Source organism: Actinoplanes sp. L3-i22, from assembly GCF_019704555.1.
GTDB lineage: Bacteria > Actinomycetota > Actinomycetes > Mycobacteriales > Micromonosporaceae > Actinoplanes.
Genome location: NZ_AP024745.1, coordinates 3,426,161 through 3,437,616, shown reverse-complemented (window position 1 = coordinate 3,437,616; position 11,456 = coordinate 3,426,161). Strand labels below are relative to the sequence as shown.

Annotated in this window: 9 protein-coding genes; 5 read left to right on the top strand and 4 right to left on the bottom strand. The window is 73.0% G+C overall.

The genetic code is table 11. The features are described from left to right. Positions 1-252 precede the first annotated feature (252 nt). Positions 253-1,164: a hypothetical protein gene (locus tag L3i22_RS15195; RefSeq protein ID WP_221327612.1), complete on the bottom strand. Its 912-nt coding sequence runs from the start codon at positions 1,162-1,164 to the stop codon at positions 253-255. Beyond that, positions 1,161-2,117 (bottom strand): sulfotransferase, encoded by a 957-nt coding sequence (locus tag L3i22_RS15190; protein ID WP_221327611.1) that lies wholly within the window; start codon positions 2,115-2,117, stop codon positions 1,161-1,163. The genes L3i22_RS15195 and L3i22_RS15190 overlap by 4 nt, the downstream gene beginning before the upstream one ends. Positions 2,118-2,584: 467 nt before the next feature. Here L3i22_RS15190 and L3i22_RS15185 point away from each other — a divergent pair, with 467 nt between their 5' ends. Then, positions 2,585-3,238, top strand: a complete 654-nt coding sequence (locus tag L3i22_RS15185) for a hypothetical protein (RefSeq protein WP_221327610.1) — start codon at positions 2,585-2,587, stop codon at positions 3,236-3,238. 55 nt (positions 3,239-3,293) lie between these two features. Here L3i22_RS15185 and L3i22_RS15180 read toward each other — a convergent pair whose 3' ends face one another. Continuing rightward, the gene (locus L3i22_RS15180; protein WP_221327609.1) at positions 3,294-4,094 is read right to left on the bottom strand and encodes a ScyD/ScyE family protein; all 801 of its coding nucleotides are present in this window, start codon (positions 4,092-4,094) and stop codon (positions 3,294-3,296) included. A gap of 125 nt (positions 4,095-4,219) precedes the next feature. On the opposite strand from L3i22_RS15180, the gene L3i22_RS15175 reads away from it, so the two are divergent. The 3 genes from L3i22_RS15175 (at position 4,220) to L3i22_RS15165 (ending at position 9,917) form a co-directional block, all read left to right on the top strand. Beyond that, positions 4,220-4,873: a nucleoside/nucleotide kinase family protein gene (locus tag L3i22_RS15175; RefSeq protein ID WP_221327608.1), complete on the top strand. Its 654-nt coding sequence runs from the start codon at positions 4,220-4,222 to the stop codon at positions 4,871-4,873. A gap of 70 nt (positions 4,874-4,943) precedes the next feature. Then, positions 4,944-6,125: a metallophosphoesterase gene (locus L3i22_RS15170; RefSeq protein WP_255658248.1), complete on the top strand. Its 1,182-nt coding sequence runs from the start codon at positions 4,944-4,946 to the stop codon at positions 6,123-6,125. Positions 6,126-6,425: 300 nt separating this feature from the next. After that, the gene (locus tag L3i22_RS15165; protein ID WP_221327606.1) at positions 6,426-9,917 is read left to right on the top strand and encodes an ABC transporter ATP-binding protein; all 3,492 of its coding nucleotides are present in this window, start codon (positions 6,426-6,428) and stop codon (positions 9,915-9,917) included. Positions 9,918-10,055: 138 nt separating this feature from the next. Here L3i22_RS15165 and L3i22_RS15160 read toward each other — a convergent pair whose 3' ends face one another. Further along, positions 10,056-10,298 (bottom strand): hypothetical protein, encoded by a 243-nt coding sequence (locus L3i22_RS15160; protein ID WP_221327605.1) that lies wholly within the window; start codon positions 10,296-10,298, stop codon positions 10,056-10,058. Between the two features lie 217 nt (positions 10,299-10,515). Here L3i22_RS15160 and L3i22_RS15155 point away from each other — a divergent pair, with 217 nt between their 5' ends. Beyond that, the gene (locus tag L3i22_RS15155) at positions 10,516-11,130 is read left to right on the top strand and encodes a TetR/AcrR family transcriptional regulator (protein ID WP_221327604.1); all 615 of its coding nucleotides are present in this window, start codon (positions 10,516-10,518) and stop codon (positions 11,128-11,130) included. Positions 11,131-11,456 lie beyond the last annotated feature (326 nt).

Genomic DNA, 11,456 nt, shown 5'->3' with positions numbered 1-11,456 from the left:
TCCCTTCGCCGTTTGGGCCGGGATACCCCGAACCCTCCGGCACAAACCGCAAAAATGGCGGAACCGAGCCTTGTGAGCCGGTTCCGCCATTCGACCGGGCACCGCTGTTGTCACGCGGGCCCTGACGTCGATCCCCACGCTAGGTCACCGACGTCCGGAGCCCACGCCCAACCCCACCCAGAGTGACGGTCCTCTCAGTACCGAACCATCCTTGAGCAGGGGTTCAGGTTCAAGACCGATAACCCAGAGCGATCAGACCCTTTCCGTACGGAGGTCATGCGCCCCATCCGCACGCGTCGCCTCGTAGTAGATCCGCCGGCCCCCGTCCGGCAGGTCGACCAGGCTCAGGTAGCGCAGCCCGTACGGCGGGTGCGGGCTCCCGATCGGCTCGTGCTCCTCCGCGGTGAGCTCGCCGAACGTCCCGTCCGGCAGGCGCGCGCCGCGGGCCACCCCGGTGCGCTCCTCCCAGTTCTCCCCCGCCGTCGCCCGCCCGTCGTAGGCGACCGTGATCTCGTCCCCGGTCACCTGGACGGAGGACACCCGGACGCCGCGCGCGTCCCAGCGCCCGGGCCGGCCGGCCAGCGCGGTCCGCCGCCGGGTCCAGTGCACGCCGTCCGGGCTGGTCGCGTACTCGGTGGTCATCCGGTCGGCGTCGTCCCACGACTCCAGCGGGTGCACCGACGCCCACAGGTGCCAGCCGTGCTCGTCGTGGTGCAGCACCGGGTCCTTCCAGGCCGCCGTCTCGTCGCCGGCCAGCACGGTGACCGCCGCGGCGGTGGCCAGCCCTTCCGGGGTGTCCGCCTCCAGCAGGTCGACCCGCCAGTGCTTGGTCTCCGGGGTGGCCGCGCTGACGTAGAGCCGCCAGCGCCCCTCCGGGGTACGCACCAGCGCCGGCCGTTCCAGCGATTCCGCCCCGAAGGTGTCCTTGCCGATCTCGGCCACCACGGTGAAGTTCAGCCCGTCGGAGGACCGGGCGACGACGTTGGCGATGCCCCGGCCGGCCCCGATCGGCAGCCGCAGCCGGTAGGCGAGGTAGACGTGCCCGTCGGCCACGATCGAGCTGGGCGCGCCGGACCAGGCCCCCGGCTCGGTGCCCGGCGGCTCCACCACCACGGTGGAGTCTTCCCAGCTCGGCAGCGGCAGGGTGGTGGTTCCGACGGTCACTTGACCTCCTGTGAATGCGGTGTGGCCCGGGCGTGCCGGTCGACGCTCAGCCAGTCGTCGAACCGCTCGCCGGTGAGCTCCTGGAGCAGCGCGATGTCGTCGGTGAAGTGTGGCAGCAGCGCGGCCCGCTCGGCGGGTGTCGTGACCGGGCGTGTCCCCTTCTTGCGGTGCAGCAGCGTCAGCAGCGGCCCCCGGGCGGCCAGCCGCAGCGGCACCGGGAAGTGCTGCCCGAACGTGCCGCCGGTGCGCAGCAGGCCGCGCAGCACCGCGTTGACCGCGGTGTCCTCGACGACGTGCCGGTTCACGTTCTCCTTCGGGATCGCGGTGAGCAGCCCGGTGCGCACCCCGAGGAACGCGCAGACCCGGTCGAGCGTGGCCGCCGGCGCGTCCTTGAGCTCCTTGTAGCGCAGCAGCAGCACCTGCTCGCGCGGGAAGCGCTCGTAGAGGTGCTCGAGCTGGTGGCCGTACCGCCCCAGGCCCAGGTAGTGCCAGAACTGCGCCCAGCCGGCCGCGATCCGGGCCGGCTCGGCGCGGCAGGCGGCCAGGAAGTCGGCCTCCGCCTCCAGGCCGGCGTTCCACAGGTGGGTCCAGTTGGAGTGCGCCCGGTCCACCGGGTCGCGCAGCAGCAGGACGATCCGCACCTCCGGGGTCAGCTTCCGGATCCGGTCGTGCGCGTCCAGGTCGTGCAGGTAGAACGGGGTCGCCTCGCCGAGCCGCGCGCCGGCCGGCGCCTTGGCGAACAGCGCCTCGTAGTCCGGCCGCCGCCAGACGTGCTCCTGGTAGGTCTGCACGTCACCCGGGCCGCCGTGCTCCGGTGGCGGCCCGTCGGAGAGGAAGAACTTCGGCTCCTTGACCGGGGACAGGTACAGCTCCGGATGCCCGGTCAGGGCCGCGTGCAGGGCTGTCGTGCCGGCCTTGGGAACGCCGGCTATCAGGAAGTCGGGAAGTGCCATGGGGTCCCCCCTCGAACGCCGCGAGCTCGCGCGCAAAGTGAGGTAAGCCTACAGAGCTACTAGGCTTTCGCACCCCCGGTCGCCCAGCATGCGGGCGCCGGTCAGTCCGTCCACCGGCGCCACCAGCGGGAACGACGGAACCGCGGGCACCGCCCCGGCGCACAGGTCACACATTCACTGCCCGGGCGATAGTGCCGGTGCGCCCCGGCCGGGTGCCCGCACACGCAGAGCGCACTGTCCGTCGTCATCGTCACCAGGATGCCAGCAGTCCGTTACCGAGGTGGGTGAACCGCCGTCCGGCGCTAGCCAATTTACGTTACACCGAGTAATCTGCGCTTGCTCCCGGAACGCCTGCCAGCGCAAATGTCGTCACCGATCAACAACAGAGAGTGACGACTGAACTTTTTTGCGATGACGCGCGTACCGGGAAACGACACCGAATTCGCTTCACCCCGGGAGCGTGCACCATGTTCCGGCTCATCCAGCTGCACACCGAAGCCGGTGTGCCACGCATCGGCGTCGACCCCGACGGATACGTCAGCGCCCGCGCCGCCCTGGCCCGTTACCGCACCCAGCCCGCGATCTACTTCGCGGTCGGGCGATTCGACCACGAGGGCACCCTCACCGAAGTGATCCTCGACCCCTCCTGCGGCCTGGACGGCGCCTGTCAGCGGCCGGCCACGGTGATCCACGCCAAGACCTTCCAGCGGCTCTGCGAGAACTGCGCGAACGGCATGGACGTGCTCACCGTGCCGCAGCTGGCCCGCCGCCTCGGCATCGCCTGCCGGCTGGCCCCGCCGATCGCCCGGCACCGGCAGAACACCCTCGGCGGCCTGCGCTCCCCGGCCGGCAACCGGATCGCCCGCGAGTTCGCCGATCAGATCCACGACCCGGCCTGGCGCAAGGAGCTCTGCGGCGAGCTCGGCCAGACGCCGACCGCGCTCAACGGGCTGCTGATCGGCGCCGGGGCGCTCAGCCACCGCCAGGTCCTCGACCTCTACCCGGCCCTCTGCGCGCTCGGCGAGGAGCTGCCGGACGGCATCCGCGCCGACCTTTCCCGGGCCACTGCCCGCCCGCTCTCCCCGGCCGGGGTGGCAGGGCTGCGGCTGGGTCTCGGTTAGAGATTACGACGGTACGGACCCGGGTCCGTACCGTCGTAATCGGGTTTCTTTCTTCTTATCGCAGTCTGATCCGGAGCACCGAGCCGGTTCCGGCGCAGGTCCCGCAGGTGGTGACGTAGGCGTCACGGCCGCGGACGGTCAGGCCGCCCGGCGCCCGCAGGCCCTTCGAGAGCACCACCTGGCGGGTCCCGCGCGGCCCGATTCTGATCAGCGAGTCCCCGGTCAGCGCGTAGAGCCGGCCGCCCGGCCCCCAGGCCAGATCGGTGATCGCCGGCCCGGCGGCGTAGAGCTCCGGCCGCGCCGGCGGCACGATCCGCCAGACCCCGGCCCGCCCGCCCAGGTAGAGCGCGCCGTCCGGGCCGCGCGCCACCGACGTCACACCGCCCGCCGGGAACTCGGCGATCGTGCTGGTCCGGCCGCGGGTGCCGATCCGCACCAGGCGGCTGCCGTCCGCGCTCACCACGAACCGCCCGCGCCCGGCGGCCAGCACCGAGCCCCGGCCCCCGGTGAAGCGCGGGGTGCCGCCCTCGTCCACGGTCACATCCGCCGGTCCGACCGCCTCCGCGCCGGTCGGTGACGCCTGCGACGGCAGACTCGTGACGATCCGGCGGACCTGACCGTTCCGGATCGCGGCGATCGCGCCCGAGGGCCCGGCGCAGATCCGCCCGCCGCGCCGCACCGGTGCGCACGGGCCGCCGTGCCCGGCCTCGGCGACGTAGAGCGTGCCGTCCGGGCCGAACGCCAGGCCGCGCGGATTGTCCAGCCCGGTCGCCACCGGGCCGGCCGGCGCCGGCGCCGGGTTGACCATCAGACCGGCGAGCAGCGCCCCGCCGATCATCGAACCCAGGGTGATCATTCGCATCCTCTCGGTAGCCCTTTGTGGACTCCGACAGGTTCCACTGCGCCGACTCCCGCCCGACATGGCCCGAACGGTCCGGTAGGTCCGAGAGTCCGTGATCCGACCACGCTACGGTCATCCGCATGGGGAGCACGTTCGCGGAACTCGTCGACCGGGCCGGCGCGCTGGCCGCCGACGGGCGGCGCGCGGTCCTGGGCATCGCCGGGCCGCCCGGCGCCGGCAAGACCACCCTCGCCGAGTCGCTGGTCGCCGCGCTCCCCGGCGATCGGGTGGCGCACGTGCCGATGGACGGCTTCCACCTCGCCGACGCCGAGCTGGACCGGCTCGGGCTGCGCGACCGCAAGGGCGCCCCGGAGACCTTCGACGCCTGGGGGTACGCGGCGCTGCTGCGCCGCTTCCTCGCCGACGAGGACGAGATGGTGTACGCGCCGGGCTTCGAGCGGGTGCTCGAACAGCCGATCGCCGGGGCGATCGGCGTGCCCCGCCCGGTCCGGCTGCTGGTCACCGAGGGGAACTATCTGCTGCTCCCGGACGAGCGATGGGCCGGGCTGCACGGGGTGTTCGGCGAGGTCTGGTACACCGATCTCGACCCGGCGGAACGGCTGCGGCGGCTGATCGCCCGGCACGTCCGGTTCGGCAAGGAGCCGGCCGCGGCGCGGGCCTGGGCGACCGGCACCGACGAGCGGAACGCCACGCTGATCGCCACCACCCGGGAGCGGGCGGACCTGGTGGTGCCGTCGTCGGTGCTCCGATCCCTCGGCTCCGATCCCGGCTAGATCCCCCGGTTCGCTCGCAGCTGATCCACCGCACGGGTTTTTGTCGGCCGCCGGTGGCATGCTTGCTCGCATGTCAGTGGAAGAAGCGGTGGTCGACGCCGAGCCGCGGCGGCGCCGGGGCAGGTCCCGGTTCGGTGTCATCCTGGTCGCGGTGATCGCGCTGCTGTTCGGCGTGCCGTGGGCCACCCTGGTCTGGTCGGGCAACGCCTGGCCGGCCCCCGTCTTCATCGCCGGCACGCTGGTCGTCGCGCTGGTCGCGGCGATCTTCCCGGTGCTGATGTTCCGCGGGCACGGGCGCCATGACGACCGCAGCGCCCGGATCGCCGACACCACCCTCGGCGTGGTCTGGGTGCTGTTCGTCTGGTCCGTCCTCGGTCAGCTGCTCGGCCTGGTCCTGGCCCTGGCCGGCGTGCCCGACCCGGTCCGCTCGCGCGTCGTCACCGCGTCGGTCCTGGTGATCTCCCTGATCCTGCTGATCTGGGGGTACACCGAGGCGATGCGGGTCTCCCGGGTGCGCGAGATCGACGTCACCATCCCCCGGCTCGGCGCCGGGCTGGACGGCCTGCGCGTCGTGCTGATCACCGACACCCACTACGGCCCGACCGACCGGGCCCGCTGGTCCCGCGGCGTGGTCGACGTGATCAACTCGCTGAACCCGGACATCGTCGCGCACACCGGCGACATCGCCGACGGCGAGGTGCCGCAGCGCATCGACCAGGCGTCCCCGCTCGGCGACGTCCGCGCGTCGATGGCCCGGGTCTACGTGACCGGCAACCACGAGTACATGAGCGGCGCCGCGGGCTGGGTGGAGTACATGACCTCGCTCGGCTGGGACTCGCTGCACAACCGGCACCTGCTCGTCACCCGCGGCGGCGACACCCTGGTGGTCGCCGGCGTCGACGACCGCACCGCGGCCGGCTCCGGCGTCCCCGGCCACCACATGGACCACGAGGCCGCCCTGGCCGGCACCGACCCGGAACTCCCGGTCCTGCTCCTGGCCCACCAGCCGCAGCAGATCACCGGCGCCGTCGCGCACGGCATCGACCTGCAGCTGTCCGGCCACACCCACGGCGGCCAGATGTGGCCCTTCCACTACCTGGTCCGGATCGACCAGCCGGTCCTGCAGGGCCTGTCCCGCCACTCCGAGCGCACCCAGCTCTACACCAGCCGGGGCACGGGCTTCTGGGGGCCGCCGTTCCGGATCTTCGCCCCAAGCGAGATCACCCTCCTCACCCTCCACACCGAGAAGTAACCCCGCACCCACCCCACACGCCGCCAGCCCGCCGCGCCGGTCGGCGCCGACCCACTGCGCCGGTCGCGGCCTCAGCTGGCACTCACGGTCGCCCGGTGGGCCCGGAACAGCCGTGAGCGCCAGCCCGCAACGCGAGTCGCGGCCGCTCGGCGCCACGGCGTGGCGGGTGGAGACGGTGGTCACGTCGGGTGGGAGTAGTGGGTCGGGTGGGTGAAGTGCCGGGAATAAACCGGTTGAGGCGGCGTGCATGGACTGCGCAGGATGGGGTCACCGCCTTCCCCATCGTCCTGAGGACTTCGTATGCGTCTGCTCCGCGACCTGTGGGCTACCTCCCGAAGGCGCACAGCGCTTGCCGCGTTCTTGATCGTGCTCGGCGCGGCCGGGTCCTCGCTGGCGCTGGCGCTGGCCGGGTCGGTGCTGGTCAACCGGTCCGTATCGCTCTTCACCATGCTGGCCGTGGCGCTCGGCGCGGCGGTGCTCAGTGACATCTTCGTCGGGCTGGTCGCGGCCCGGCTGACCGCCGACTGGGCGGCCCGGGCCCGGCGCGGCCTGAACCGGGTCGCGTTCGGCCAGGACATCCCGACGCTGGAGAACACGCCGGTCGGCGAGATGCTCGACCGGATCGACTCCGACGTCTACCAGGTCGGCTCCGAGCTGCGCGGCAGCGGCGTGCGGATCGCGCAGTCGCTGGCCGTGGCCACGCTGTCGATCGTCACCACGACCTTCGTCTGGTGGCCGGCCGGGCTCGCGATGATCGCGGTCGCCGGCCTGATCTTCGTGACCATGAACAAGCCGATCCAGCGGATCTCCCCGGTGCGCATCTCCGAGGAGGAGGCCTGGTCCGACCTGGCCGCCGTGATGGAGGAGGCGATCCACGGGCAGGACGACGTGCGGACCAGCCTGGCCGCGCCGTACGTGCAGCGCCTCTTCGCGGACCGGGCCCGCGAGGTGCTGGCCCGCGGGCGCCGCGTGTGGCGCGCCTCGTCGAAGATCACCATGTGGGCCGGGGCCATCACCCGTACGTTAATCGCGGTTTTGGTGTTGGTCGGGGCCTGGGCCCTGGTCAATGGGCATATCGACGGCGCGCGACTGACCGCGGTGTGGCTCCTCGCGCTCGGCTTCGGCGGAACGCTGGAGCAGGTCACCCGGATGGTGCCCGAGCTGCAGAACGCGCTCGGCGCGTGGGGCCGCGTGCAGATGCTGCGCGAGGTGCCGCAGGAGCCGACCGAGGGCGTGCCGCCGGTCGACGGCGACCTGACCGTGCGGGACCTGACGTTCCGCTACGGCGAGGCGGACAGCGGCCGGCCGCCGGCGCTGCGCGGCGTGAGCCTGACCTTCGCGCGCGGCCGGTCGTACGCGCTGATCGGCCGGACCGGATCGGGCAAGTCCACCCTGGCCAAAGTGCTCACCCGGGCCGTCGACGTGCCGCCCGGCACGGTCTTCCTCGGCGGCGCCGACCTCAACGACATCGGCGTCGACGGGCTGCGGCGCTGGACCGCGATCGTGCCGCAACGCACCGAGATCCTGGCCGGCACGCTCGCCGAGAACATCGCGCTGTTCGACGGGGAACTGCAGCCCCGCGCCGCCGCGGCGCTCGACGAGCTGGGCCTGTCCGCCTGGGTCAGCGGGCTGCCGGACGGGATCGACACCAAGCTCGGCGAGGGCGGCTACAAGCTCTCCGCCGGTCAGGAGCAGCTGGTCGCGTTCGCCCGGATCCTGGTCCGCGACCCGCAGGTGGTGATCCTGGACGAGGCGACCGCCCGGATGGACCCGGTCACCGAGTCGTGGGTGCAGCGCGCCACCGACCGGCTGCTGGAGGGCCGCATCGGCGTCATCGTGGCGCACCGGCTCTCCTCGGTGCAGCGCTGCGACGAGGTCGTGGTGCTCGCCGACGGCCAGGTCCTGGAGGCCGGGCCGCTGCGCGAGTCACGGCGGTTCGCCGAGTTGATGGCGAGCAGCAACCTCGCCGTCCCGGCCGCGCCCGGCCCGGGTGCGGGCGGCGTCGCCCTGGTCGAAGAGGACCACGACTGGGACGCCGCGGCCAAGGTGGAGCTCGGCCCGGACGCGCTCGGCAACCCGCTGCCCAGTGTGGAGCCGCCGCCGCTGCCCGTGCCGGAGCCGACCCGGACGATGCGCGAGATCGCCCGGCTGGCCACCAACGACGCGCGGTACGGCCTCGGCGCGGTCAGCCTGTTCGTGCTGATGGTGCTGTTCGGCCTGGACGGCGCGATCCTGCCGCTGCTCTGGGCGGACGTCGTCGACGGCGTCGGCAACCCGATGCTGCCGGCGGCCGGGATCGCGGCGGCGCTGCTCGTGCTGATCCCGACGCTCTACTACACCGGGGCCTGGTTCCCGGAGTGGTGGGTGCGGCAGATGCTGCGGATCAGCCTGCGCCTGGTGCACGGCCAGATCGGCCCGCGCCGGGTCAGCAAGTACACCCCGGCCGAGGTGGTCGCGCAGGGCGGGGACACCGAGCGGGTGGTGATGCTCGCCGACAACCTGATCGACAACGGTGTCGCCCTGCTGACCGTGATCGCCATGACGGCGACCTCGCAGTCGTTCGTACCGGCCCTGTTCTTCGTCGGCACGATGCTGGTGTCCGGCCTGGCCGCGACCCTGTTCGGGCCGCGGCTGGAGCAGGCCGCCCGGCGGACCGTGGCGGCCCGCGCGGCGTTCGCGACCTCGCTGGTGTCGTCGCTGTCCGCGGCGCGCACGGTGAAGCTGGCCGGCGCGACCGGTCCGGTGCTGGCCCACCTGGCCCGGCTCGACGCGCGCCGCAGCGAGCTGCAGTGGCGGGAGATCGCGATCCAGGTCTGGGCGCGGTCGACCCCGTCGGTCGCCAGCGGGCTGCTGCCGATCGCGGTCTGGGCGATGTACCTGGACGGGCGGCTCACCTCGGCGGCGACGCTGATCGCGGTGGCCACGCTCGGCTCGGCGCGGTGGTTCGCGTGGACCACGGCGTCGCTGGTCTCGCACTTCCCGTCGGCCCGGGTCTGGACGGCCCGGACGGTGGCGATGGCGGGCGCCGGGGCGTACTCCTCGGACGTGCCCGGGGTGGACATCTCGGCCGGCACGGCACCGGCTCCGCCGGTGGCGGCGCGAAATCCGCTGCGCACCCTGGAGCTGCGCGGCTTCAGCGCCGTCCACGAGAACGGCGCCCAGGGGGTACGGGATGTGGACCTGACCGTGGACCGCGGCGAGCTGGTGCTGGTCGTCGGCCCGGTCGGCTCCGGCAAGTCGTCCCTGCTGCGCGCGCTCGCCGGGATCGTGCACCACACCGGCGACCTGCGGTGGAACGGCGAGCCGGTCCGCGACCCGGAGCTGTTCCTGCGGCCGAACCAGGTGGGCTACGTGGCGCAGCTACCCCGGGTGCTGTCCGGGACGGTGGCCGACAACATCCAGCTCGGACACGAGGTGGACGCGGCCGACGCGGTGTCGGTGGCCCAGCTGGAGCACGACCTGACCGCCTCTGGCGGCGGGCTGCAGCTGCTGATCGGGCACAAGGGCACCCGGTTGTCCGGCGGCCAGCTGCAGCGGCTGGCCCTGGCCCGGGCGCTGGCGCCGCGCACCGAGCTGCTGATCGCGGACGACGTGTCGTCGGCGCTGGACGTGACCACCGAGCTGGAGTTGTGGCGGGCGCTGCGCAGCCACGGGGTGACCGTGGTCGGCTCGACGTCCAAGCGGGCGGCGCTGGCCCAGGCCGACCGGGTCGTGGTGCTGATCGGCGGCCGGGCCGAGGACCAGGGCACCTGGCCGGAGCTCGAGCGCCGCTGGGGACACCTGGCCGGCTGAGCCTCCCCGGGTGGCTGAGCCTCCCCGGGTGGCTGAGCCTCCCCGGGTGGCTGAGCCTCCCCGGGTGGCTGAGCCTCCCCCCGGGCGGCGGGCCTCCCCGGGGTGGCGGTTTCGCCGTCGCCCCGGGGTCTGCTCGTTCTACGGGACTCCGGACGAGTCGCTGGTGAAGTCGCCGCCGGTGCCGTCGTTGTCCATGCCGCGCATCGGGCTGCGGCGGCGGCTCCGCTGATCCCGGGCGAGCCCCCGCAGCGCCGCCCGGCCCGCCTTGCCCGTGCTCTTGTCCGTGCTCTTGTCCGCGCTCTTGTCCGTGCTCTCCCCGCGCCGCCGGACCACCACGATCGCCGCCGCCAGCACCGCCACAACCGCAATGATCACTGTCACCGCAATCCCCATGTCCGGAGTGTCTCCCCCACCCGCAACCCTCTCCGCTCTCCTCCCCTCGCCTCTTCCGTTCGCCCCTTCCGCTCGTCTCCTGCGTTCGTCTCCTGCGTTCGCCTCTTCCGTTCGCCTCTTCCGCTCGTCGATGCTGAGAGTGGACTGAGAAAAGTGCGGAACACGCAACTTTGCGGGGCACGCACTTTTTGGTAGCGTGGGACGCATGGGACTCCGGGACACCAAGAAACAGGCCACCCGGACCGCGCTCAGCTGGGCCGCGATCCGGCTCGTCGCCGAGCGCGGATACGACAAGGTGCTGGTGGAGGACATCGCGGCGGCCGCCGGGGTGTCACCCCGCACGTTCAACAACTACTTCGCCAGCAAGGCCGAGGCAGTCGCGGCCCGGCACCGCGACCGCTGCTTCGGCGTGGCGGACACGCTGCGCGAACGACCGGCCGGCGAGCCGCTCTGGGACTCGATCACCCAGGCCATGCTCGGGCAGTTCGCACCCGGGCCGGAAGTCCTCGCCCATCCGGAGCCGGATCCGGACGAGTGGGTGGCCGGCGTCCGCCGGATGATGGCCGTCCCGGCGCTGCAGGCCGAGATCCTGCGCGGCAGCGGCGACGCGGTCCACGCGATCGGGCAGGCCGTCGCCGAGCGGTGCGGGCTCGACGTGGAGAAGGACCTCTATCCGAAACTGGTCGCGGCAGCGGTGCTGGCGGCGAACGACGTGGTCATCCAGCAGTTCCTGAACGGCGGCGGCGACCGGTGGGGCACGGTGCCGGCGCTGCTGAGCGAGGCGCTGCGCCAGATCCGGGCAGGCCTGCCCCAACCCTGACCAGCGCATCAACCCCGACCCGGGCATCAGCCCGACCAGCCCGTCAACCCCGACCCGGGCATCAGCCCGACCGGCGCGTCAACCCCGACCCGAGCGCCAGCCCGACGCGACGCCGCCCGTCCGACCGGACCGACTGACGGGCCCAGCCTTACCAGCACAGCTCGATGGGCACGGCTCGACGCAACGCCGCCCGGCCGGACCCCAGTTCCACGAACCGCAGCCCGACGAGCACGGCCCGACACGGCAGCGTCCGGCCGGGCCCAGATCGACGGACCACGGCCCGACGAGCACGGCCCAGCGCAGCGCCGCCAGGCCCTGATCGACGA

Excerpts from the sequence above, each read along its gene's own strand:
- L3i22_RS15190 (WP_221327611.1), bottom strand. The coding sequence starts at position 2,117 with ATGGCACTTCCCGACTTCCTGATAGCCGGCGTTCCCAAGGCCGGCACG.
- L3i22_RS15185 (WP_221327610.1), top strand. The coding sequence starts at position 2,585 with ATGTTCCGGCTCATCCAGCTGCACACCGAAGCCGGTGTGCCACGCATC.
- L3i22_RS15180 (WP_221327609.1), bottom strand. The coding sequence starts at position 4,094 with ATGATCACCCTGGGTTCGATGATCGGCGGGGCGCTGCTCGCCGGTCTG.
- L3i22_RS15175 (WP_221327608.1), top strand. The coding sequence starts at position 4,220 with ATGGGGAGCACGTTCGCGGAACTCGTCGACCGGGCCGGCGCGCTGGCC.
- L3i22_RS15170 (WP_255658248.1), top strand. The coding sequence starts at position 4,944 with ATGTCAGTGGAAGAAGCGGTGGTCGACGCCGAGCCGCGGCGGCGCCGG.
- L3i22_RS15165 (WP_221327606.1), top strand. The coding sequence starts at position 6,426 with ATGCGTCTGCTCCGCGACCTGTGGGCTACCTCCCGAAGGCGCACAGCG.
- L3i22_RS15155 (WP_221327604.1), top strand. The coding sequence starts at position 10,516 with ATGGGACTCCGGGACACCAAGAAACAGGCCACCCGGACCGCGCTCAGC.